General features: G+C 72.8%; 16 protein-coding genes and 1 pseudogene. 7 read left to right on the forward strand and 10 right to left on the reverse strand.

What is annotated here, in order from left to right:
• The 5 genes and pseudogenes from ABZS54_RS24290 to ABZS54_RS24310 all read right to left on the reverse strand — a co-directional run.
• Positions 1-479: pseudogene (locus ABZS54_RS24290) on the reverse strand (hypothetical protein); the annotation flags it as partial.
• A complete protein-coding gene (locus ABZS54_RS24295; RefSeq protein WP_355539788.1) occupies positions 476-4,291 on the reverse strand; it encodes a DUF5682 family protein in 3,816 nt (1,271 codons plus the stop codon). The pseudogene ABZS54_RS24290 and the gene ABZS54_RS24295, both read right to left, overlap by 4 nt.
• A 4-nt stretch (positions 4,292-4,295) precedes the next feature.
• Complete coding sequence (locus ABZS54_RS24300) at positions 4,296-5,456, reverse strand: AAA family ATPase (protein ID WP_355539791.1); 1,161 nt, start codon at positions 5,454-5,456, stop codon at positions 4,296-4,298.
• Positions 5,456-10,342 (reverse strand): hypothetical protein, encoded by a 4,887-nt coding sequence (locus ABZS54_RS24305; protein WP_355539794.1) that lies wholly within the window; start codon positions 10,340-10,342, stop codon positions 5,456-5,458. Before ABZS54_RS24305 ends, ABZS54_RS24300 begins: the two co-directional genes overlap by 1 nt.
• Positions 10,339-11,190: a DUF4132 domain-containing protein gene (locus tag ABZS54_RS24310; RefSeq protein ID WP_355539797.1), complete on the reverse strand. Its 852-nt coding sequence runs from the start codon at positions 11,188-11,190 to the stop codon at positions 10,339-10,341. Before ABZS54_RS24310 ends, ABZS54_RS24305 begins: the two co-directional genes overlap by 4 nt.
• 223 nt (positions 11,191-11,413) lie before the next feature.
• Between ABZS54_RS24310 and ABZS54_RS24315 the strand changes: the two genes are divergently transcribed.
• The 3 genes from ABZS54_RS24315 to ABZS54_RS24325 all read left to right on the forward strand — a co-directional run bounded on the left by ABZS54_RS24315 (position 11,414) and on the right by ABZS54_RS24325 (position 12,583).
• Positions 11,414-11,710 carry a hypothetical protein gene (locus ABZS54_RS24315; RefSeq protein WP_355539800.1) on the forward strand — a complete coding sequence of 99 codons (297 nt, stop codon included), beginning with the start codon at positions 11,414-11,416 and terminating at the stop codon, positions 11,708-11,710.
• 118 nt (positions 11,711-11,828) lie between these two features.
• On the forward strand, positions 11,829-12,071 hold the full coding sequence (locus ABZS54_RS24320; protein WP_355539803.1) for a chaplin: 243 nt from the start codon (positions 11,829-11,831) through the stop codon (positions 12,069-12,071).
• A 149-nt stretch (positions 12,072-12,220) separates the two neighbouring features.
• A complete protein-coding gene (locus ABZS54_RS24325; RefSeq protein ID WP_355539806.1) occupies positions 12,221-12,583 on the forward strand; it encodes a VOC family protein in 363 nt (120 codons plus the stop codon).
• A gap of 18 nt (positions 12,584-12,601) precedes the next feature.
• On the opposite strand, the gene ABZS54_RS24330 is transcribed toward ABZS54_RS24325, so the two are convergent.
• The 5 genes from ABZS54_RS24330 to ABZS54_RS24350 all read right to left on the reverse strand — a co-directional run bounded on the left by ABZS54_RS24330 (position 12,602) and on the right by ABZS54_RS24350 (position 17,758).
• Positions 12,602-12,982: a Rid family detoxifying hydrolase gene (locus ABZS54_RS24330; RefSeq protein ID WP_355539809.1), complete on the reverse strand. Its 381-nt coding sequence runs from the start codon at positions 12,980-12,982 to the stop codon at positions 12,602-12,604.
• A gap of 59 nt (positions 12,983-13,041) precedes the next feature.
• Entirely contained in the window at positions 13,042-14,016 is a 975-nt protein-coding gene (locus ABZS54_RS24335) for a sugar kinase (protein ID WP_355539812.1), read from the reverse strand.
• 127 nt (positions 14,017-14,143) lie between these two features.
• Positions 14,144-15,340, reverse strand: a complete 1,197-nt coding sequence (locus ABZS54_RS24340; protein ID WP_355539815.1) for an alanine racemase — start codon at positions 15,338-15,340, stop codon at positions 14,144-14,146.
• Positions 15,337-16,200: an IclR family transcriptional regulator gene (locus ABZS54_RS24345; protein ID WP_355539818.1), complete on the reverse strand. Its 864-nt coding sequence runs from the start codon at positions 16,198-16,200 to the stop codon at positions 15,337-15,339. The genes ABZS54_RS24340 and ABZS54_RS24345 overlap by 4 nt, the downstream gene beginning before the upstream one ends.
• Positions 16,201-16,210: 10 nt before the next feature.
• Entirely contained in the window at positions 16,211-17,758 is a 1,548-nt protein-coding gene (locus tag ABZS54_RS24350; RefSeq protein WP_355539821.1) for an amidohydrolase family protein, read from the reverse strand.
• A 460-nt stretch (positions 17,759-18,218) separates the two neighbouring features.
• Between ABZS54_RS24350 and ABZS54_RS24355 the strand changes: the two genes are divergently transcribed.
• From ABZS54_RS24355 to ABZS54_RS24370, 4 genes are all read left to right on the forward strand, one after another.
• On the forward strand, positions 18,219-19,511 hold the full coding sequence (locus tag ABZS54_RS24355; RefSeq protein ID WP_355539824.1) for an extracellular solute-binding protein: 1,293 nt from the start codon (positions 18,219-18,221) through the stop codon (positions 19,509-19,511).
• 82 nt (positions 19,512-19,593) lie between these two features.
• Complete coding sequence (locus ABZS54_RS24360) at positions 19,594-20,481, forward strand: sugar ABC transporter permease (RefSeq protein ID WP_355539865.1); 888 nt, start codon at positions 19,594-19,596, stop codon at positions 20,479-20,481.
• Positions 20,482-20,576: 95 nt separating this feature from the next.
• On the forward strand, positions 20,577-21,434 hold the full coding sequence (locus ABZS54_RS24365) for a carbohydrate ABC transporter permease (RefSeq protein WP_355539868.1): 858 nt from the start codon (positions 20,577-20,579) through the stop codon (positions 21,432-21,434).
• Between the two features lie 7 nt (positions 21,435-21,441).
• The gene (locus ABZS54_RS24370) at positions 21,442-23,136 is read left to right on the forward strand and encodes a beta-N-acetylhexosaminidase (protein WP_355539827.1); all 1,695 of its coding nucleotides are present in this window, start codon (positions 21,442-21,444) and stop codon (positions 23,134-23,136) included.
• The last annotated feature ends 6 nt before the right edge of the window (positions 23,137-23,142 follow it).

The raw sequence follows: 23,142 nt of genomic DNA on the forward strand, positions 1-23,142 counted from the left end.
CCGGCGTCCACGATCGCGGCGCCGGCGGTCCACAACGCGTCGGCGGCGGCGCGTTCGGCCGCGGTGGGTTCGGCGGGCTCGGTGGGTTCGGCGGTTCGGGCCGGTTCGGTGGCCGTGGTGGGGTCGGGGGTGTCGGTGGAGGTGCCCGGAGCGTCGGGGGCGTCGGAGGTGTCCGCTGTGGGTGCGCTGTCGGCGACCGGGGCCGAGGCGGCGGCCGCGGCGCGGTGTACGCAGGCCGGTGCGAGCAGGCACGAGCAGTGCAGATCCTCGGCGCGGGTGACCGATCCGGTGGGGATGGACAGGGTCAGTTCGGCATCCTCGCCGACGGTGATCCGCACGGTGTCCCCGTCGCGTGCGATCGGGCACGCGGCGAGTTTGTCGATCGCCGCGTCCAGGCGTTTGCGCAGCCGCGGGGTGAGTGCCTCGATGATGTCGGCGGTGACGTCCGGCGCGACGGGTGGCAGACCCTGCGTGCTCATCGGACCTTCTCTCCGACCCAGCGGGCCAGTTCGGTGGGGCTCAGGGCGGCGACCGGCATGCCGGCGGCGACGAGGCTGCCGGCCACGGCGGCGGAGTAGCGCGGGCGGCCCGCGTCGTCCAGGCTCGCGCAGCCAAGGATGTGACAGCCGGAGGAGGCCAGGGTGCGCACCTCGCCGAGCAGGCCACCCAGGGGGTAGCCCTCCTCGAAGTCGCTGATCACGGTGATCAGCGTGCGCGAGGGCACGGTGACCAGTTCGCGGGCGGCACGCAGCCCGGCGGCGATGTGCGTACCACCGCCGACCTTGACCTCCAAAAGCAGGCCGAGCGGGTCGTGCACGTGCTCGGTGAGGTCGATCACCTCGGTGGAGAAGGCCAGGAAGTGGGTGCTCAGCGACGGAACTCCGGCCAGGATCGATGCGGTGAGCGCGGACCAGATGGTCGACGCCTCCATCGAGCCGGACACGTCCACGACCAGGATCAGCCGCCAGTCGTTGCTGCGGCTCGACCGGGTGCGGAAGATCGGCCGCTCCGGGACCACGACCACGGTGCCGTTCGCCGTGCGGCGGGCGGTGGTGAGGTTGGCGCGCAGGGTGCGTGGCAGGTCGAGCGCGCCGCCGGGGCGGCGGGTGGGGCGCGGGGTGGTGATGCCGGTGAGCGCGGGCCGCAGCCGGGTGGCGAGTTCACGGGTGAGTTCGGCGACGATCCGGGCGATCAGCGGGCGCAGCAGCGCGAGTTTGGCCTCGGGGAGGCCGCCGGCGTGGGCCAACACGGTCTTGAGCAGGTCCACGGAGGGACGGGCCGCGGCCGGGTCGAGGTGGGTGAGGACGTCGGTACGGCCGGCTGCCGCAGCCGCGGCCAGGACCTCCTCGCGGATGTCGGAGCCGAAGAGGGCGATCAGTTCCTCGGACCATTCCCGGACGCCGGGGTAAGGGGCCTCCCGGCCGCCGCCGGCGCCGCCGCCGAGGTCGCTGCGGGAGCCTTCGCCTCGGCCGGTGCCGTAGAGCTCGTCGAGCGCGGTGGCCATTTTGCCGGCGTTGCCCTGGAGGCGGTCCGAGCGGCGGCCGAGGATCAGCTTCCAGCGGAGGGCGCCTGGAAGGTCGTGGGTGGGGAGCGGGGCTGCGGTTGGGGTTTGGTCGGCTGGGATTTGTGCGGGGTCCGCAGGCTGCGGGATTACGGCGTCGGGCGAGCCGATGAGGCCTCGCGGCCCGCCGAGGGGAGCGGTTTCCGGGGCGTGCGCGATCTCCGGGGCAGGTTCGGCTTCCGGGTCGGGCGCGGTATTGGTGCCGGGGGTGACGGCGGCGGGGTTGGGCGCGGGTAGTAGGCCGCGGTGGGTCAGGGCTTCTCGGGCGGTCAGGTCGGCGGTGGTCCAGCGGGCCAGGTCGATCGGGTCGGCGTCGGTGTCCACCCGGTCGCCCAGGTGGTCGGCGACCGCGTCGAGCACCCGGTCGCGGGCTGCGGGGCTGAGGGTGTCGAAGCCGCCGCGCAGGGCCGGCAGCCGGTCCAGGAACGGGCGGTCGGCGAGGGTGTCGACGCGGTTCAGGAGTGCCGCCAGGACCGGGCCGCCGATCTGCAGGAGCGGGCCGGCCGCGGTGAGCAGTCCGGTGAACCGGCGGGTCAGGTCGGCCCGGGCGGCCGGGGTGGTCGCGGTGTCGATCCACGAGCCGATCCGGTCGCCGAGGCCGGCCGCGTCCTCGTGGCCGAGCAGGACCCGGACCGCACCGGCTGCGGCGGACATCAGCGGCGAGCCGTCGGCGGCCAGCCGGGCCAGCCCCGAGCTCAGCCGGATCCCGCCGAACGTGTCGGCGCGCTCGGCCAGATCGGCCAAGGCCCGGGCATCGGCCGGGTCGTCGGATCCGGTCAGGCCGTCGAGGTGGCGGACGGCGGCGGTGAGCAGGGTCTGGGTGACGTCCTCGCCGACGCCGGGAGACGTGGCCGACTTCGGGTCGGGAGCGGCCGGGTCGGGCGCGGGCGACTCGGGGGCAACCACACCGGCGCCGGGAGACGTGGCCGACTTCGGGTCGGGAGCGGCCACGGCGGTGCCGGCGGGCGTGGCCGATTTCGGGTCGGAGGCGACCGGGTCGGGGGCGGACGCCTCGGGGGTCGCCGGGGCAGGGGTCCCCGGGGCAGGGGTCGTCTGGGGGGCGACGCCCAGGTGGCCTGCGCGGATGCGGTCGGTCAGGGTCAGGGCGGTGAGCAGGTTCGGGAGGGTGGCGATGGTCGGCAACGTGGTGCCGGTCTCACTCAGCCGGGTGGCGGTGAGCTCGGTCAGCCCGCATGCGGCGGCGCGTTCCAGGCCGGTGAGGATCTGTTCCGCGGTGGGGCCGCCCTCGTCGAGTTCGGCTCGGTGCTGCGCGCGCAGGGTGCCTTCGGCGGCCTGTTCCGGGGTCACGCCCCGGATGCCGGCCGCATCCAGCAGGGCCGCCGCGGACGGGGTCCAGCGCACCCGCCAGCGGGTGGTGACCGCGTCCGCGCCGCCGGCGCCGACCACCGCGACCGGTTCGGCGTACGGGATCCGACAGGTCGTCAGTTGTTGCAGGAGCAGTTCGCGACGCCGGTCCAGGTCGCTGCGCAGCGGGTCCAGGCGCAGGTCGCGCTCGGCCGGGTCGGCGGGCCCGGGCAGGCCGAGTTCGGCGATCCGGCGCTCCACCTCGGGGCCCAGGCCGCTGCGCGGTGCGGCCGGTGCGGGGCGGCCGGCCCGCTTGCCGACCAGGACACGTTCGAGCGCGCGGGCCACCGATCGGCCCCGGCCCAGCGGCTCGCCGTGGGTGAGCACGGTCTGTACCGCTTCGAGTAGTTCGCCGCGGCCCGCGGCGGGCAGTCCGCGCAGGTTGGCCAGGTCGCCCGCGAGTCGGACGATCTCGCGGGCGTCGGCCGGTCCGCTGGGGTGGCCCTGGCCGCGCAGGTCGGTGCAGATCCGCACGGCCGCCGCGATCAGCGCCTCGCGCAGCGCGGCCGGATCGCCGCCGGATTCCAGGACGCACTGCTGCCACTCCGGGTCACGGATGCCGGCCGGATAGCCGGAGCGCGCGTCCAGGAGCGGATAGGTGTACGGGATCAGCGACATCGTGACGTCGGCGATCTCGGCGGCGGGTGCGGTGGTGTCCCGGTCGAGCAGGGCCGGCGCGTGGAACGCGCCGAGCACGACCGCGGCGCGCGCACCCGCGGCGGTCGCCTCGTGCAGCGTGGCGCGCATCCATGCCTCGCGGCGCAGGTCGACCGGGTCCACGGTGCCCGCGTCGCGGCGCAGGGCCCAGCCGACGGTGAGCGCGGCCCGGCGGATCGCCTCGGCGGCGGAGCCGGGGGCGGTGGCCTCGACCAGCCGGTCCCACAGGTCGTCGCCGGCCCGGCCGGTGAGCCGGTCGCGCAACGCGGCGTGCAGCCCGCCCGCACCGGCCGCCCCCTCCCCGTCGCCCTCGGGCGCGTGGTCGCTGCGGTCCCATCCGGGGTGACCCAGCGGGAGGTCGCACGGGATCGCCGGGACGCCGTTGCGGGCGGCCCAGCGCAGTGCGGCCAACTCCGGCGAGAAGTCGGCGAAGGGGTAGAAGCCGAGGCCGCCCGGACCGGTGCCGGCCAGGGCGATCGGCGCACGGGTGTCCTCGTGCGCGAGCCATTCCAGCCAGGGCGCGGCCTCGTGTGGCAGTTCGACGAGGAGCACGTCGGGGCGGGCCGCGTCCAGCAGGGTCGGGACCGCGGCGGCGAGCGAGGGGGCGTGGTGGCGCACGCCGATCAGGTACGGCTGCCGGGACGCGGCCAGGCGCGCGGCGGCCGGACGGGCCTCGTCGATGGGCCCGTCCGTACGTGTAATCGACACCTCGTCAGCCCTCCAGGACTCCGCGCAGGTCCCACAGGGTGCGCCAGGTGGCCGAACCGTGCTCCGCGCGGCGGCGCACCGCCGCGTCCCAGTAGGACAGGAGCCGGGCGGCGTCGGCCGGGTCGTCCTTCTTCGCGACGCCGAGCAGGTGTCCCGGGAGCAGGCTCAGCACGTCCCGGTCGCCCGGGAAGTAGGCCGCGGCCAGCGCGAGCGAGGACGCCACCGAGACCGCCTCGGCGGTGCTCAGCACGGTGGAGGGACGTTCGATCTCCCAGCCCTCGGCGGAGCGGCCGGTGCGCAGGTCGCGGAACGCGGTGACCAGCACCTCCAGGACCGTGTCGTCGACGGCGTAGGCGGTTCCGGTGCGTTCCACCGCGGCCCTGGCCTGACGGCGGACCAGCGCCATCTCCGCGTCGTGGTCGCCGATCGGGCCGACGGTCTCGAAGTTGAACCGGCGCTTGAGCGCGGCGGACATCTCCGAGACGCCCCGGTCGCGCAGGTTCGCGGTGGCGATCAGGGTGAAGCCGGGTACGGCGTGCACCTGTGCGTCGGCGCCGCCCGCCAGTTCCGGGACGGCGATCCGACGCTCGGACAGCAGCGAGACCAGCGCGTCCTGCACCTCGGGCAGGCAGCGGGTGACCTCTTCGATCCTGGCCACCGCGCCGGTGGTCATCGCGGTGAGCACCGGCGAGGGCACCAAGGCACCCCGGCTGGGGCCCTGGGCGAGCAGCAGTGCGTAGTTCCAGCCGTACTTGAGCTGGTCCTCGGTGGTGCCGGCGGTGCCCTGCACGGTGAGCCCGCTGGTGCCGCACACGGCGGCGGCCAGCAGTTCGGACAACATCGACTTGGCGGTGCCGGGCTCGCCGACCAGGAGCAGCCCGCGTTCGCCGGCGAGGGTGACCACGCAGCGCTCGACGAGGGCGCGTTCGCCGACGAACTTGGCGCCGATGGTCAGGGTGCGCGGCAGGCCGTCGACCGGTTCGGGCAGCTTGAGTTCGTCGCCGCTGCCCATCACGAAGGTGACCACCGCGCGCGGGGTCAGCCGCCAGGCCGGCGGCCGCGGGCCGCGGTCGTAGGCGGCCAGGAAGGCGAGTTCCCGCGCGTACAGGTCCTCGGGGGGTTGTACCTGGCGCGCGCTCGCGGCGGGTTCGGTTGCGGTTGCCATCAGCGGCGGCCCTTCCGGGTGGTGCGGGTGACGAGTTGTTCGAAGCCTGGCGCATCGCCGTCCAGGACACGTTGCCAGGCCCGGCGGAAGAGTTCGGGCACCGGGCAGTCGGGCACGATCGCGGTGTGCTCGGGCTGCGCGTACAGCCCTTCCTTCCAGGTCTCCAGGGGCAGCGCCGGGTTCTTCAGCGCACTCCAGCCGCCGGGCAGGAACAGCGTGCGGCCGGCGCGCGAGCGCTTGGCCTCGACGACCAGGTCGGTGCCCGCGAGTTCGGTGCGGGCCTTCTTCAGCCGTGCGGGCTTCCACCCGGTCCAGCGGGCGACCTGACGGTCCGTGGGGTCCGGCAGGGCGAGCAACTGGAGGTAGAGAACCGCCGCGTCCTCGCCGATGCCGTGCGTCTTGGCCACCTCGGCGACCAGGTCGGGCACCGCGTACGCCGGGTCCTGCTGGATGCCGGGCGGGCCGTCGGCGCGCAGGAGTTCCTCGAAGGCCGGGTCCAGGATCCGGCGGAAGGACTTCAGGTAGGTCGAGTTCGCGGCGCCGCGGAGTGCGATCAGCCGGTCGAACCACGGGTCGTCGGCGCCGGTGAAGCCGGCGGGCCGGACCTCGGCGAACTCGCTTTCGCCGTACCAGGGCCGAAGCCAGAAGCGGTCCTCGATCCGCAGCACACCGTCCGGGTCCGCGCCGCCGGTGGCGGGCAGTCCGACCGCCTCGCGCAGTCGGGTGGCGGTGGAGCCGCTCTCCGCGTACTCGATGTCCAGGTCGAACACCAGGCCCGGATCGGCCAGCCGGGTGCGCAGCAGGCCGAGCACGTGCGGCAGGTGTGCGCGCAGCGGGTCGCCGTAGGGCAGCCGGTAGGCGAGCCACGCGAGCGCGGACACGGTGACGTGCAGGACGTTGCCGCTGGGCACCGCCTCGGCGTCGGAGGCGCGCAGCCGACCGTCCTTCGTGTCCATCGTGTGGGTGGAGGTGCCGGTGATCCACTTGCGCGATTCCGGCGTGAGCACATTCTCGAACGCGGCGGAGGAAATGCCGCGGGCGTCCGCCGCGACTTCCTCGGGCAGCCGCAGCACCCGGCCGAACGCGGCGTCCCACGCCCGGCAGCCGGCCGCGAGGTCGTGGCCCGTCGTCCACAGGCTGGGGACATCCTCGGCACGCTCGGGAATCAACGCGCCCAGGACGCCGGCCCGTGCGATGCCGTCGAGCCGGTCCAGCTGCTCGCGGGCGTTGGTCGCCTCCGCGGCCTTGAGCCCGAGCACGGCCCGCTGGTCCTTGTCCAGGTCGCCCGCGGTCAGGCCGGCCAGCAGCACGCTCGCCTCGGCGCGGCCCAGGCCGGTGCCCTCGACCAGGGTCGACACCGCCTCCGGCCGCCACGGGACGGGCCCGTGCGCGCGGATCCCGTGCACCACGGCGGCGACCCGCTCGGGGGACATCGGTTCGACGTAGCGGTAGTCCTCGTGCGTGGTGAAGCCGTCGATCGCCTCGAACCGTCCCGAGGGGTCGTGGTCGAGCGCGATCCAGTGGTCCTTGTCGCCGTAGTGGTACCGGCTGTCCAGGATGAACACCGTACGGTCGCCGCGCCGCATGGTCCGGCCCTGGCGCTTGCGGTCCTTGCCCTTCTTGGCGGTCGGCTCGCACAGGACGACCTTGCGCAGCGTCCCGGCGGGTGTGCCCAGCGGGCCGGTGGCGAGCGTCTCCAGCGCCACGAGCAGTGACGCGCGGTGCTCCTCGGAGGTGAACGGGGACAGTGCGCGGGCGAGCATCGCGGCCCGGTGGTCGAGCAGTTCGTGCCACGAGAGGTGCGATGCGGCGAGCCGATCGGGCTCGGTCGTCCACTCGGCCGGACCGTCGGTACGGGCCAGGGCCGCAGCCACCGCGGTGACGTGGTTCACCGTGTTCCACGCGGCCTGGCCCGTGCCGTAGTAGCTGTATCGGCTGGTGCCCGCGATCCCGGCGAGCGCCGCGCTCAGTTCGGCGTCCTGGCCGTGGGCGGGACCGGTGGGCACCGCGCGGGCCTTCTGCTCCTTGACGGTGACCGTGCCGAAGTCGTGCAGGCGCCGAACCAGTCGGGCGGTGTCCCGGGCCAGCCCGGCGACGCAGCGCACCAGGCCGGCGTGGCCCAGCTCGGGCAGCAGCCGGTGCACCGGGTCGATCCGCAGCGTGTCGGGCCGGGACGGTTTCTGGGAGGACTTCTTGGCGATCGTGTACTCGGCCATCGCGCGCTCGTGGTCCGCGTGCACCTCGGTGACCAGTGCGGCGGCCCGCTCGTGGGTGATCGCCCGCAGCGCCAGCGAGCCGGCCTCGTCGCGCGGCCGCAGGGCGTGCCAGAACGCGAGCGGCGGGACGATCCGGCTGCCCAGGGCCAGCTCGACGCCGCCCCCGTTGCCGACGCAGTGGCCCAGCAGCACGTCGCCGGACCACAGCGACACGTTGCCGTTCTCCATGACGGCGGTGGGAGCCGCGCCGCCGGGCAGGCGCAGCGCGCCGATCGGCACCTCCAGCGGTGTTTGGTCCCAGTGTCGCCGGGTGCGCACGGGAGCACTCACGGTGTGCCCGGACACCGAACCCGCGGTGATCGTTTCGCCGTCGATCCGGACCCAGCGACCCAGCAGCTTCCCATCGGTGCCGAACGGGCTCTGCTCCAGGCCGGGCAGCAGCGGCAGCAGCTCGCACCGGTCGGGTATGAGCGCGCCTCCGTCGGCGACCGCGGCGGCGAACGGAGCGGGCAGCGAGGCGCGGCCGTGAATTCCGGTGGCCGGGTCGTACTCGGTCCACTTGCGGTCGCTGCGCTCGAAGTCGAGCGACCAGTGCGTGGTGCCGTCGGTGAGCACGCCGCGGCGTGGCGGCAGCTTGGTGTCGCCGGCGTACAGCGGGCGACCGCCGGTGGTGCGACCGCCGTCGGGCAGCGCGAGGGAGAGCATCGAGTTGGCATCCGAGCCGCTGTTGGGGCCTTCGCCGGTGACCGGGAAGATCTCGTTCGGGCGCCCGGACCAGTACGCCTCCCAGTCGTATTCCTTGTTGTACCAGGCGACCAGGAGTTGTCCGTCCACGTAACGGAAGGCGGGGCGCTGCCACGAGATGCGTTCCTTGGGCAGGCGCAGCTCGTGTTCGAGCAGGATGCCTTCGGGGCCGACCACGACGGCGCGCTTGTCGGTGGAGAGCACCAGCGCGGGCCATGCCTCGTCGAGCCGGATGTCGCCCTTGCGGCCGAAACGTTCGACCGCCTCGTCCAGGGCGGGCCAGCCCAGCTCGTCGTAGACGCCGGCGCGCAGCGTGTCGGCCAGCAGCGCGACCGCGTCGAACGCGCGGACCCGGGTCACCACGTCCGGGGTCACCTCCAGGACCACCTCGCGGAACTCGTTGAGCACCTTGAACTCGCGTTCGGCGTCGGGCAGCCCGGCCGCGGCGGTGACCTTGGCCCCCTGCTCGGTCAGCCAGTTCGCGAGCACGCCGCGCAGCACGGGATGCGCGGCGGTGGCCGCGTGGTGGGAGCTCTTGAGGTTGCCGATCGCCCGGTACAGCAGCGGGAGGTGGCGCTCGTCGGCGGCGATCGCGGCCAACTCGTGGCGGCCCGCGGCCTGGTCGCTCCACCACTCGTTGAGATCGAACGAGCCCATGGGGTCCGGGTCGGTCAGCGGTATGCCCTCGGTCAGGGCCACGTCGAGCAGGTCGACGTCCACGCCGGCATACCGGCCGTTGCCGCTGAACAGGCCGACCGGCACGGCCTCGGCGCGCAGCGCACCGGCCATCCGCGTGACCAGGTTCGCGGTGCGCTCGCTGCGCGGGCTGTACCGCCAGCCGCGTCGGCAGTGCGCGGCCCAGCGGGTGAGCCACTGCGCGCGGATGCCGGCCGGGAGGTCGCCGTCGACCAGCAGGTCCAGCGCGCCGGCCTCGGCGAGCAGGTCGAGCCAGAAGTCGTCGAGTTCGGCGTCCGGGGTGGAGCCGCCGGGGGTGGGCAGGATCTCCAGCAGGCGGGCTTGGGTCTCGGGCTCGGCGGCGGCCAGGGTCGCCAGCGGCTTGCGGTTGACCTTCCAGAAGGACAGCGGAGCGCGGCCGATCGCCGGCGTGGCCAGCAGTTCGCGCAGCAGGGCGAACTCCTCGGCGGTGTGGTCGCCGCCGGCCGCGCGGATCAGCGCGCGGGCGTCCTCGGCCAGACCGGCGTACGGCGGCATGCCCGCGGTGCAGCGCTCGACCGCGAGTTGGCGGAACTGCACCCACGCCTGCGCGGGACCCAGCCGGACGGCCAGCGCCTTGGCGTGCTCCTTGAGCGCCTTGGCGGTCAGCGCGCCGGCGAAGGCGAACTCCAGGAAGACCGCACGCAGCCGCTCCTCCTCGATCGGCAGGTTGTGCACCCGCTCGGCCTCGCGGGCCTTGCCGAAGAAGGCGGACGCGTAGGTCTTGTTGTCGTGCTTGAGGAAGATCCGCGCGGCCTGCTCGTGGAAGGTGGGCAGGAAGTGCGGTACGGCCCGGCCCAGTCGCACGGCCAGTTCGCCGAAGCCGTCCTTGGCAGCGCCGGGCCTGGTCTTGGCCTGGCGGTCCAGCCGCTCGATGTCGCGGACCAGGGCCAGCGCGTGGTGTCCGTTGGCGGGGTCGTTGACCAGGGCCCAGGCCGGGAAGCCGAGCGCCTCGCGGCGCACCTGGCCGACCTCGGGGGCGTCCGGTTCGCGGGTCAGGCCCAGGAAGCCGAGCGCCAGGTCCTCGGCCTCGCCCAGGGTCGCCGGGACCAGCCGCACGATCGGTCGGTTCTCGAACGCGGGGTGCAGGTAGGTGCGCACGGTGAGCGTGTCGATGTCGTCACCGGTGAGGGTGCCGACAGGCAGGATGCCGCCCGCGTCCAGCAGGCCGCGCGAGGTGTCGGGGGTGGTGCTCACGCCGGTGTTGTTCATGCCGCGGCCTCCGTGGTCTCGATCGTGCGGCCCGCGTACAGCGCGGCGCCCATGCGCATGCCTTCCGACCAGGCCACCGGTGGGACCCGGTCCAGGGTCAGCGTGCTGCCACCCTCGGTCCAGGACACCGTGCCCGTCTCGGTCGACTCGTAGCCGTCGTAGTCGCCCAGCCACATCCGGGCCTCGACCTCGCGGTCTCCGTCGAGCACCGCGCACACGGCCTGGCCGCCGCGCACCTGGTAGCCCAGCTGGGTGGCCCGGCCGATCAAGAAGCGCAACTGGTCGTAGCGCCCGCCGGAGAACTCCTCGACGCCGCTGCGGGTGCCGTCCAGGTCCGCGGGTCGGTGCCACACCTCGCGGTAGAGCTGCTGCACGCGCTGCTCGACCCCCAGTTCGACGGCGAACTCGCGCATGTCCTCCAGGTCCTCCAGCAGCACCGGGTGCGGGATCCGGATGGTCCGTGCGTCGAGGTAGACGGTGTCGCCGTCGGGGTCGACGATGCCGACGCCGCGCTCGGGGTCCGCGCCGCGTAGGAATCCGGCCACGTCGGCGCCGTCGGCGGTGACCACCAGGTCGCGCAGGACCCGTTGCCAGGAGGGATCCGGCCACACTCGGGAGAGCAGCGCGACCGGGACCGGGAGCGAGCCGATCATCCAGCGCTCGACCGCGTCCAGGCACGAACGGTCGTGCCGTTCCAGCCACTCGACGAGCTGTCGCAGGCCGACCACGGCCGGGTCCTCGGCGAGTTTCCCGGGCACCGACTTCAGTTGCCGCCCCTTGGCATTGCGGCACACCACTTTGCCGTCCTGCAGGGCGACCTCATAGTCGCCCGCCCGGATCCATCCCACGATCGTTCCCTCCATGCTGTCCGCGAATGTCGGTGACACCCCGTCAAATGCCAAGCGGCACAAGGCGCTCGGCGCCGGTGACCAGGTTGGCGGGAACGTTAGCCGCCGAATCCGACAGCGCCGTCACCCGACAGGATGAAACCCCGGGGGAAACTGCGGGTGATGGCCGAAAATCGCGCCCGACAGGCAAACTCGCGACGGCGGTTGCACTAACTTCCGTGGAATGACAGTGCCCGCCGTGCCCAGAGGTCTGCGCAGCCTGATTCCCGGCCCCGGGCCGGACGGGGATCCGATCGGCCCGGCCGGGCAGGCCACTCCCCCGCAGCCCTTCGAGCCGGCGCCGGTCGCGGCGCGAACGCGTTCGGTGCTGGACGGGCTGGCCCCGGTGACGGTGCCGCGCGCGGTCGTCGAAGCGACGGCGGAGGTACTGGGCGCGCTGGCCGCGACCGCCCCCGCGGAACTCGCGCAGGTGGCCCGGGAACTGGCCCTGCGGCTGCGTGCTGCCGACCATCCGGGGTAATTTCGCCGGTCGCGGCCACTCGTTCGGCCATGTCGCCGTATCCGACGGCGCTTTGACGCGTTGTGCAGGATCCACCCGCCGCGGGTGGAACTGTACGAACCGAAAGGACCGACACAAGATGTCGCGTATCGCCAAGGCCGCCGTCCTGACCGCCACTGTGGGTGCCGCTCTCGCGGGCGCTGCCGGCCCCGCCATGGCCAGTTCCGACGCGGATGGCGCGGCCGTCGGCTCCCCCGGCGTGATCTCCGGCAACAACCTTCAGGCTCCGGTTCACATCCCGGTCAACCTCTGCGGCAACAGCTTCAACTTCCTCGCGGCAATCAACCCGACCTTCGGCAACACCTGCGTCAACGCCGGCTGAGAAGACGCCTCGGCCCCGCCCGGTGCGTTCTTCCGCGCATCGAGCGGGGCCTTGCCGTGTGTCACGCCGGGGCGGCGGGTCGCGTCGAGCCCGGCGCCCGACCCGCACCAGGTTTGGCGGCGGCGCGGCGGTGGGGTAGGGATGCGCGCATGACATCCTTCGCCCTGCACCACGTACAACTGGCCATCCCGGCCGGCAGCGAGGACGCGTGCCGCGCTTTCTACCTCGGCGTGCTGGGGATGACCGAGGTCGCCAAGCCGCCGGTACTGGCCGCGCGCGGCGGCCTGTGGGTGCGCGCCGGCACACTGGAGATCCACCTCGGCGTCGAGGCCGACTTCCGGCCCGCGCGCAAGGCGCATCCCGGCATCCTGGTCTCCGACTTGGACGAGGTGATCGCCCGGCTCACCGCGAACGGCACCGAGGTCGTCCCCGACGGGGAGTTCCCCGGGCATCGTCGGTGCTACGCGCAGGACGCGGTGGGCAACCGGTTGGAATTCCTCCAGCCGCTGTGACGACCGCGCCCGCCGACGTCACGGGCGGCGGGCCACCACGTCGATCTCGACCAGGATGTTCATCAGGTCCGAGCCGACCGTCGTGCGTACCGGGTACGGCGCGGTGAAGTACTCCCGGTAGACCTCGTCGTAGCCGGCGAAGTCGCGCTTGAGGTGCTCCAGGTGGGTGGTCACCTTCACCACGTGGCCGAAGTCGAGACCGGCCTCGGCCAGCACGGCCTTGAGGTTGTCCAGTACCTGGCGGGTCTGGGTCGCCACGTCGTCGCCGACGGTCGCACCGGTCGCCGGGTCGATGGGGCCCATGCCCGCGGTGTAGACGAAGTCGCCGGCGTCGATGCCCTGCGAGTACGTGCCACCGGGCTTTGGCGCGGCATCGGTGCGAATTTCCTTGTGAGTCATGGCGGTTCGCTTTCCTGATCGAATTCTCGAATGTTGTGGACGGTACGTGTGCCGATGCTTCAGCGGGCGACGGCGTCGTCGTGCTGGAGCAGCCGCAGCTCGTCCCGGCGGGGCAGTCCCTCCCAGTCGCCGGGCACGGTGACCGCGAACGCGCCGGCCGCGGCCGCGGTGGCCACCCGGGCCGCCACCGATCCGCCCTCGACCAGCTCGGCGAGATAGCCGGCGGCGAACGCGTCGCCCGCGCCCACCGGGTCGACCGCGTCGACGCGGTGCAGCGGCACCTCGTGCACGCGGCCGTCGACAACCGCGACGGCGCCGCGCGAACCCTGCTTGAGCAGCACCTGGGTGGGGCCGAGCGCGCCGAGGTCGCGGGCGAGGTCGAGCACCGGGGTGTGTGCCGGTGCCTTGAGCACGAGGCGGGCCTCGTCCTCGGTGGCGAACAGGATGTCCGCACCGGCGGCCAGCGCGCGCAGTTCGGTCGCCGCGTCCTCGGCCGACCACAGCGCCTGCCGGTAGTTCAGGTCGAGCGAGACCGGTACGCCGGCCGCGTTCGCCTCGGCCACGGCCGCGCGCACCGCCGCGCGCGCGGTCGCCGACAGTGCGGGCGTGATACCGGTGACGTGCAGGATCCGGGCGGAACGCACCAGCGCGGGGTCCACGTCCTCGGGGCACAGCCGGGAACCGGCGCTGCCCGCACGGTAGTAGCGCACGTCGGTGGCCGCGCTGGTCCGCCGGGCCTTGACCATCAGCCCGGTGGGCGCGTCCGGGTCGACCACCGCGCCGCGTGTGTCCAGCCCTTCGCCGCCGAGCACGGCCAGCACGAGCCGGCCGAACTCGTCGTCGCCGACCCGACCGATCCAGGCCGCCCGCCCACCCAGTCGGGTGATCCCGATCGCCAGGTTGGTCTCGGCCCCGCCGGTGGCGACGTCGAGCGTGCGGGCGTGCCGCAGCGGGCCGATGTGCGGCGCGGTGAGCAGCACCATCGTCTCGCCGAGCGTGACCACGTCCGGGGCTTCCCGGGGTTCGGCGGTCATGATGTCCTCTCGCCAGATTCGCGTCGTCGGTGGCATCGGATCGGGGATCGATCCGGGGATCGCTTCAAGATCGAGTCGGGCGGCGGATCCGGGGCCGGGTGCTCGGGGTTCGGGTCCGGCGACCGGCTCAGAAGTGGGTGTTCAGCACATCCACGACGCGGTGGTCGTCGTCCACCACCGGCACCGCGCGCCACTTGTCGAAGGCCGTACAGGGATGCGAGATCCCCAGGCAGACCAGCTCGCCGGGGGCCATCGTGCTGTCGCCGAGGTCGACGTAGGCGTGCTGGTCGTCGAGCTTGACCACGCGTGCCGGCCCCGCTTCGCGCAGTGTCCCGTCCAGCGCGCGCACCCGCAACGGGATCGGCAGGTCCTGGTCGAAGGGCACGTCGCGGCGACCCGCGCCGAGCACGGCCAGCCCCGGCTCGGGCGCGGAGACCACCTGCGCCCACACCTCCAGAGCGCCCGCGAGCGAGCCCTCCTCGGGGTGCCGCACGAACGGCGTCACGCGGGCGTACAGGCCGTCGTCGTGCGAGACGTAGGCACCGCTGCGCAGGATGATCGTGCGGTCCGCGAGCGGCTTGCCGTCCGGCGCGAGCACGTCCACGACCGCGTCGAACCACGCGCTGCCGCCCGCCGAGACGATCGGCGTGCCGGGTACCAGGTCGGCGATCTCGTCGGCCAGGTCCGCCAGTTCGCGCAACCACCCGGACACCGCCGCGGCGTCGGGCAGGCCACCCTCGTAGCCGGCCACACCCGCCACGGTCAGCCCCGGCACCGCAGCCGCGGCCCGGGCCAGTTCGACACCCTCGGCGGTACCGCGGCAGCCGGTCCGCCCACCCGTGCGGCCCAGCTCGATCAGTACCGACAACTTCCCGCCGGGCACCGCCGCCAGCGCCCGGGCGGCCACCTCCACACCGGCCTGCGAGTCCACGTAGAACAGCAGGTCGGGCCGGGTGGCGGCCCAGCGCAGCACCTTCTCGTCCAAGACCTCGTTGGCGAGGACGATCCGCGGCACCTTGAACCGGTGTGCGGCCAGTGCCTGGTTCGCGGTCGCCACGGTGATCCCCCAGGCGCCCGCCGCCAGTTGCTCGGCGAACAACTCGGGCGCCATGGTGGTCTTGCCGTGCGGCGCGAACAGCACGCCGTGGCGCGCGGTGTACTCGGCCATCGTGGCCACGTTCGCGAGCAGCGCGGACTTGCGCGCGACCATCACCGGCCACGTGAACGGCCCGTCGAACAGGCTGTGTTCGGCGGCGCCGAGTTCGTCGTCGGTGAGTTCCTCATACGGCAGCCAGGTGCCTTTGGTGTACGAGTCGAGGGTCATCGGGTCGCTCCCAGGGTGCGCGATACACGGAGGGCCGCCGCCGCGACCGCGGGTCCCAGTTCGCGGACTCGCGCGGCGGTGACGCGGGACGTGAGACCGGAGACCGACAGGGCTCCGACCACGACGTCGTTGTGGTCGAAGATAGGCGCTGCCACGCAGCGCACCTCGGGCTCGTTCTCCCGATCGTCGACCGAGTAGCCCCGGTTGCGGATCCGGGCCAATTCGGTGCGCAGCAGTGCGGGGTCGGTGAGCGTGCGGGCGGTGACGGTGGGCAGGCCCGCGTCGACCACCTGGGCGAACACGTCCTCCGGCAGCCAGGCGAGCATCGCCTTGCCGACGGCCGTGCAGTACATCGGCGCGCGGCTGCCGATCCGCGAGGCCATCCGCACGGCGGTCTCGTTCTCGACCTTGTCGATGTAGACGATGTGCGGCGCGTCCGGCACGCACAGGTGCACGGTGCCGCCGGCCTCGCGCATGAGCCGGTGCGCCTCCTCGGCGGCGGCGGTGCGCAGATCGATACCGGACAGGTACGCCTGGCCGAGCGCGAGCGCGCCGGGGCCGAGTCGGAAGTGGCCGTGCCGCCGGTCGCGGGCGAGCAGCCCGGTGTCCAGCAGCGGCTGGGCCAGGCGCAGCACGGTGCTCTTGGACAGGGCGAGCGCGTCGGCGAGTTCGGTCAGGTTCAGGCCCTCGGCGCCGGCGTGGTCGCGGACCTGTTCCAGGACGGCGAGGGCGCGGCGCAGTGATGCGGACTGGTTGCGCGGCGGTGCCGGCCTGCACTCGCCGCGCGATTCGCCTCGGGTCTCGCCGCGCGATTCGCTCGGCGCGTCGTCGGCGCCGCGCTCGTGCTCGTGAATGCTCACTGGCATGTCCTCAGGACGGTCCGACCGGGCGCCCGGGCGTGTGACCCGTCAGGGCTCCGGACGAGAGTACGGGGACACCGGCCACCAGCACGTCGTCGATGCCGGCGGCGGGTCGGCGGGCGTCGCCGTAATCGGCGAGGTCGGCCACCCGGGTCGGGTCGACCACCGCGATGTCGGCGACCAGACCGACCCGGAGCAGGCCCCGGTCGGTCAGCCCGAAGCGGCGGGCGGGGTGCGACGCGAGGTGCACCGCGGCCTGTTCCCAGGTCCAGTCGCCGAGTTCGACCACGTGCCGGGCGAGCAGTCGGGCGAACGCGCCCCAGCCGCGCGGGTGCGGGCTGCCGCCGATGTAGATGCCGTCCGAGCCGCCGATGTGCGCGGGGTGGCGCAGCAGCGCGCGGACCGACTCGTCGCTGTTGGTCGGCGGCTGGTCGAACACGGCGCTCGCCACCAGGCCGGTGGCGATCAGCAGGTCGGCGCAGAACTCGGCCGGGCTCGCGCCGACCTCGGCGGCGGCATCCACCAGCCGCCGGCCCTCGGCCCAGCGGAAGTCGGCGGCGGGCACGTGGGCGAGGGTGATCCGGGGCCACAGGGCCGGGTCCACCTCGCCGGCCAGGAGCCGGCGGGTAGCCGGTTCGGCCAGTGCGGCGACCACCCTGTCGGGGTCGGGATCGTCCAGTGCGCGTGGCAGCGCGACCATCGCCAGGATGCTGCAGCCGCGCAGGTAGGGGTACGCGTCGTAGGTGAGGTCCAGACCCTCGGCCCGGGCCGCGTCCACCATCGCGATCAGTTCCTCGGCCGGGCCGTGGTAGTGCGAGACGTGGGTGGCCACGCCGGCGGCACGGGCCACGTCGAGCATCTCGCGCATGGCCGGGCCGGCGGCGGCCTCGTAGCCGCGCATGTGCGAGACGTGCGGCAGGCCGCGGGCCGCGACGGGGGCGAGCAGAGCGGCCAGCTCGGACGTGTCGGCGTAGCGGCCGGGCACGTACTCCAGGCCGGTGGACAACCCGCACGCGCCCTCGTCCAGGCCCTGTTCGACCGCCTTGGTCATCGCGGCCAGCTCGGCGGCGTCGGCGGCGCGCGCGGTGGGGCCGAGCGCGCTGTGCCGGACGGTGCCGTGCGGCACGAGGTAGGCGGTGTTGACCGCGGTGGTGCGGTCGTAAGTGGCGAGCAGGTCGGCGACCGAGACCGGTCCCTCGCCCAGGCCGGGGTGGGTGCCGTTGATCGCCGCGAAGTAGCGGGTCGCGAAGGCCAGCGCGGCGGGGGTGGCGGGGGCGTAGGACAGGCCGTCCTGGCCGAGCACGAAGGTGGTCACGCCCTGGCGCAGGGCGGCCAGCTGGACCTCGGGGTCGAGCACGGCGGCGTCGCCGTGCACGTGGGCGTCGACGAAGCCGGGCGCCACGTACCGGCCGCTCGCGTCGAGCTCGGTGTGGGCGCGTGCGCCGTCCAGCCGGCCGATCGCGGCGATCCGGTCGCCGGTGATCGCGACGTCGGCCCGGAAGGCGGGTGCGCCGGTGCCGTCGAGCACCTGCCCGCCGCGCAGCAGTACGTCGTACATGCGCGCACTCCCTACCCTTCGTGATCCGCTCGTGTCCCGGTGTGTCGCTGTCCAGTGGCCCGGTGTCTTCGGTGTCCCGGGCCGGGCGGTGCGTTGCCGTGTGCCTGTGCGGCCGAATGCCGCGTGCCTGTGCCGTGTGTTTTGCCGGATGTCCTGGTCGGCCGTGCGCGGGGTGTTGCCGTGTGCAGTGGTCGACAGGTCGACCGAGCAGGGACGTTACGTGTCCGTGAGCGCTTGGTGCCACTTTCGCAGCACACAGTTTTGCAGTGCACAACGTTCGGCGGGACGCCTTGTATGAACGCGGCACCGCTTTCTAACGTCCCGCTCACGCCGCACCGGATGTTTCCCCTTGCGGCCCGTTCGTGTCGATTGATGCAGACGTCCAGACCTACAGGCCGACCCTCGGGTCGCGGCATCGCCCGCGGTCGCTCCGGCCTGCCTCGCCGCAGGAGGAATTGTCGTGAAGATCCGGAGTTTGGCCGCCGTCGCAGTGGCCGGCATCGCGCTGGCGGCGTGCGCGCCGGGCACGGCGTCCAAGACGAAGTCCGCCGACGAACAGACCGGCACGCTCAAGGTGTGGCTGTACGACGAGGCGAACCGCGCGCCCAAGGAAAAGGTCGTCAACGCGGCCGTCGCCGACTTCAAGGCCGCGCACCCGAAGGTGACCGTCGAGATCGGCTACATACCGACCGACGCGGGCCCGCGCGCGGAGAAGATGAAGGGCGCGTTCAACGACCCCAACAGCGCGCCGGATGTGGTCGAGTTCGGCAACACCGACCTGTTCGGCTACGTCGCGGCCGGCGGTCTCGCGGACATCTCCGTCGACCTGGCCAACTGGTCCGAGGTGGGCGACCTGCCCAAGGACCTCAAGGACACCACGCTGGTCGACGGCAAGACCTACGGTCTGCCGTGGTGGCTGGGCCTGCGCTCGCTGTACTACCGCACGGACGTGTTCACCGAGCTCGGCATCAAGCCGCCGACCTCGTACGCCGAGCTGGTCGAGGCCGCGAAGAAGGTGCGTTCGGCCAAGCCGGACATGCTCGGCATCGCGGTCGGCGGCAAGTACACCTTCGGTGGTCTGCCCTTCCTGTGGGCCAACGGCGGCGACATCGCCACCCAGCAGGGCGGCAAGTACGCGGCCGTGATCGACTCGCCGCAGTCGCAGGCGGGCGTCAAGGCGTACACCGACCTGTTCAGCAAGGACATCTGTCCCCCGCAGCAGTGCGCCGACCTGACCGGCGGCAAGACGGTGGAGGCCTTCGCGGCCGGCACCGCGGGCATGGCGATCCTGCCCAACTCCTCGCGCAGCGCGGTCGAGGCGGGCGTGGCCAAGGGCAAGTACGCGGTCGTCCCGCTGCCGGGCAACACCCCGGGCTCGATCGCGCCGGCCTTCTCCGGTGGCAACGACCTCGGCGTGATGAAGTCCTCGCAGCACCGTTCACTCGCGGTCGACTTCATGAAGATCCTGGGCGGCAAGAAGTACCAGCTGCAGATGTTCGACGCGATGGGCAACCTGCCCACGCTCGCCTCGGCGCGTGGTGACGTGGTCGCCAAGGACCCGTGGCTCAAGCCGTTCATCGACACCCTGAACTCCGGCACCAAGTTCGTGCCCAAGGACGCCTCGTGGGCCAAGATCGACTCGCAGGCCGTGGTGCCGACCATGTTCCAGAAGGTGGTCACCGGCAAGTCCGACGTCCCGGGTGCGACGGGCGAGGCCAAGACCGCGATCGACAACGCGTTCGCCGGGAAGTAGCACGGTGACCACGACCACCACGCCCGCGCGGGCGCACCAGCCGGCCTCGGCCCCGGTTCGCCCGCGCGGCGGCGCGAACAAGATCGAGTCCGGGCGGCGCCGTTCGTGGATGCCGTTCTGGCTGCTGCTGCCGTCCGCGGTCGTCCTGATCCCGCTGTTCGGCTACCCGCTCTACCAGCTCGGGCTGCTCTCCTTCCTCGAGTTCGGCCAGCCGCAGGCGTCGGCGGGCGAGGTGGCCGAGTTCGTCGGCTTCGACAACTACTCGACCCTGCTGGGCGACGACCGGTTCCGGGACGTGCTGTTCCAGACCGTGATCTTCGCGGCGGCCTGCGTCGTGGCCACCCTCGCGGTCGGCGCGGCGCTCGCGGTGCTGCTGACCCGGGTCGGCAAGTGGCCGCGTCTGTTGCTGCTGTTCGCCTCGCTCGGCGCGTGGGCGGCTCCGGCGATGACCGGCTCGACGGTGTGGATGTTCCTGTTCGACACCAACCTGGGCCTGGTCAACGAGGTCCTGGGCATGCAGGGCCACAACTGGTTCTACGAAAAGTGGTCCGCGTTCGCGCTGGTCGGCGTCGTGGTCGTGTGGCACTCGTTCCCGTTCGTGATGATCTCGCTGTACGCGGGCATCGAGTCGATCCCGGTCTCGGTCCTGGAGGCGGCCCGCCTGGACGGTGCGTCCACGTGGACCACCTTCCGACACGTGATGTTGCCGATCCTGCGACCGATCCTGACCATCGTGGTGATCCAGTCGATCATCTGGGACTTCAAGGTCTTCACCCAGATCTACGTGATGACCGGGGGCGGCGGCATCGCCGGCCAGAACCTGGTCCTCAACGTGTACGCGTACCAAAAGGCTTTCGCGTCCTCGGACTACAGCCTGGGCGCGGCGATCGGCGTGCTGATGACGCTGATCCTGCTCGTGGTCACGGTCTTCTACATCCGCGCGCTGCGTCGCTCCGGGGAGGAGCTGTGAACACTGTGTCCGCCTCTTCGCCCGCTTCCTCGGGCGCCGGCGCCGCGACCGCGTCCGTCCCGATCCCGGTCGCCGCCACCGTTCGTCCGGCCGGGATCCGTCGCTCCAAGGGAAACCGAAAGGTGTCCCGGCGGATCGCCGACACCACCGCGATCGTGATCGCGCTGCTGACCGTGTTCCCGCTGTACTGGATGGTGCTTTCCGCGCTCAAGCCGGACGGCGAGATCAACTCGGTCGACCCTCGGCCGTGGACGTGGCATCCGACGCTGGACAACTTCCGCGACGCGTTCGGGGTCAGCGGCTTCGGCGGCTACTTCCTCAACAGCCTGATCGTGGCGACCGTGGTGGTCGTACTCTCCGGCCTGGTGTCGTTCCTGGCCGCGGTGGCGCTGACCCGGTTCGACTTCAAGTTCCGCACCACGATCCTGGTGATGTTCCTGGTCGCCCAGATGGTGCCGGTCGAGGCGCTGACCATCCCGCTGTTCTTCCTGGTCCGCGACATCGGCACGGTCGCGCCCGGGTTCGGGCTCAGCACACTCGGCTCGCTGATGCTGGTCAACCTGGCGTTCTCGCTGCCGTTCGCGATCTGGATGTTGCGCGGCTTCGTCAAGGCGATCCCCGAATCCCTGGAGGAGGCCGCCCGGATCGACGGCGCGAACCGGTTCACCATCCTGTGGCGGATCCTGTTCCCGCTGGTGGCACCCGGGCTCGCGGCCACATCGGTGTTCTCGTTCATCACCGCGTGGAACGACTTCGTGTTCGCGAAGACGTTCATTTTGGACACCGACCACCAGACGCTGCCGGCGGCACTGATGGTGTTCTTCAAGCCGGACGAGAACGACTGGGGCGGCATCATGGCCGCGTCCACACTGATGACCATTCCGGTCCTGATCTTCTTCGTGCTGGTACAGCGGCACCTGGTCTCGGGGCTCGGCGGAGCGGTGAAGGACTGATTCCCTGATGACCACGTCCTCCTCGACGACCTCGTCCTCGTCCTCGTCCTCGTCCTCGGCAGGCTCCTCCGGGGCCGGCTCCTCCGCGATGTCGGCGGCGGCGTGTGTGGTGCCTCGGCCGGCTCGGGTTGCCCCAGGGGTGGGCACATTCGCGCTGACGGCGGCCACGGGTCTGACTCATCCGCCGGAGCTGGCCGCCGAGGCCGTGTGGTTGCGCGGCGCGCTCGGCCCGGCGACCGGGTGTTTCCTGGCTCCCGGCCCGGGCATCGCGCTGCTGCTCGACCCGGACGCGCTGCCGGCCGAGGGGTACCGGTTGGAGGTCACCGCCTCGACGGTCGAACTGCGCGGCGGCTCGGCGGCCGGAGTGTTCGCGGGCCTGCAGACGCTGCGCCAGTTGTTGCCGGCGCACGTGTTCCGGCGCGCGCGGGTGGGCGTGGGCGAATGGTCGCTGCCGGTGTGCGTGATCGAGGACGAGCCGGCCTTCGGCCGGCGCGGGGTGATGCTGGACGTGGCCCGGCACTTCCTGCCCAAACAGGACGTGCTGCGCTTCGTGGACCTGATGGCGGTACACCGGTTGAACGTGCTGCACCTGCATCTGACCGACGACCAGGGCTGGCGGATCGAGGTGCCGCGATGGCCCCGGCTGACCTCGGTGGGCGCGTGGCGCACGGGCAGCATGCGTGGGTCGCGGCAGCACGAGACGTTCGACGAGCGGCCACACGGCGGCTACTACACAGGCGACGACCTGCGCGAGATCGTCGCGTACGCGGCCGATCGGCACATCACCGTGGTGCCCGAGATCGACCTGCCGGCACACGTACAGGCGGCGGTGGCGGCCTATCCGTCGCTCGGCGCGGTGCCGGTGGAGGGGGTGCGCACCCGGTGGGGCGGGTTGTCCGACGGGGTGCTCGCGCCGACCGAGGAGGCGCTGGGCTTCTGCCGCGACGTGCTGGCCGAGGTGTGCGCGATCTTCCCGTCCCGGTATGTGTGCGTGGGCGGCGACGAGGTGCCGACCGGGCCGTGGGAGCGGATGGGGCATCCCGATCCGGGCTCGCTCGGCGGCTGGTTCGTGGCCGAGTTGGCCGGGATGCTGGCCGCGCACGGGCGGCTGCTGTTCGGCTGGGACGAGGTGCTGGCGGGCGGCGCGGCGGTGCCCTCGGACGCGCTGATCGGCGGCTGGCGCGGCGAGCACGGCACGATCGCGGCGGCCCGGGCCGGGTTCGACGTGGTGGCGTGTCCGGACACCTCGGTCTACCTCGACTACCGCCAGGGCGAGGGCACGGACGAGCCGATTCCGGTCGGGCCGCTGCTGACGTTGGCAAACGTGTACGCGTTCCGGCCGGTCCCATCGGCGTTGTCCGCCGCGGAGGGCGCGCGGGTGCTGGGCGGGCAGGCGCAGATCTGGACCGAGCACATGGACTCGGCCCGGCGGATCGACTACATGGCCTTCCCGAGGTTGTGCGCGTTCGCCGAGGCGGTGTGGTCCGGGCCGGGCGACTTCGCCGACTTCACGACACGGTTGACGTCGGGACATCTGGCCCGGCTGGACGCGCTGGGCGTGGAGTACCGGCCCCTGGACGGCCCCCATCCGTGGCAAACCCGCCCGGACGCCCTCGGATGGCCACGGGAACGCGCGGACCGCGAGGCGGAATTGCTGGAGCTGACGAAGGACATCCGAGGCGGGATGGCCGGCGAGGGTTGATCGGGG

The organism is Embleya sp. NPDC005575, assembly GCF_040605455.1.
Taxonomy (GTDB): domain Bacteria; phylum Actinomycetota; class Actinomycetes; order Streptomycetales; family Streptomycetaceae; genus Embleya.

Bases quoted from the DNA above. Each gene is read 5' to 3' on its own strand.
- ABZS54_RS24300 (WP_355539791.1), bottom strand. From the start codon at position 5,456: ATGGCAACCGCAACCGAACCCGCCGCGAGCGCGCGCCAGGTACAACCC.
- ABZS54_RS24305 (WP_355539794.1), bottom strand. From the start codon at position 10,342: ATGAACAACACCGGCGTGAGCACCACCCCCGACACCTCGCGCGGCCTG.
- ABZS54_RS24315 (WP_355539800.1), top strand. From the start codon at position 11,414: ATGACAGTGCCCGCCGTGCCCAGAGGTCTGCGCAGCCTGATTCCCGGC.
- ABZS54_RS24320 (WP_355539803.1), top strand. From the start codon at position 11,829: ATGTCGCGTATCGCCAAGGCCGCCGTCCTGACCGCCACTGTGGGTGCC.
- ABZS54_RS24325 (WP_355539806.1), top strand. From the start codon at position 12,221: ATGACATCCTTCGCCCTGCACCACGTACAACTGGCCATCCCGGCCGGC.
- ABZS54_RS24330 (WP_355539809.1), bottom strand. From the start codon at position 12,982: ATGACTCACAAGGAAATTCGCACCGATGCCGCGCCAAAGCCCGGTGGC.
- ABZS54_RS24335 (WP_355539812.1), bottom strand. From the start codon at position 14,016: ATGACCGCCGAACCCCGGGAAGCCCCGGACGTGGTCACGCTCGGCGAG.
- ABZS54_RS24340 (WP_355539815.1), bottom strand. From the start codon at position 15,340: ATGACCCTCGACTCGTACACCAAAGGCACCTGGCTGCCGTATGAGGAA.
- ABZS54_RS24350 (WP_355539821.1), bottom strand. From the start codon at position 17,758: ATGTACGACGTACTGCTGCGCGGCGGGCAGGTGCTCGACGGCACCGGC.
- ABZS54_RS24370 (WP_355539827.1), top strand. From the start codon at position 21,442: ATGACCACGTCCTCCTCGACGACCTCGTCCTCGTCCTCGTCCTCGTCC.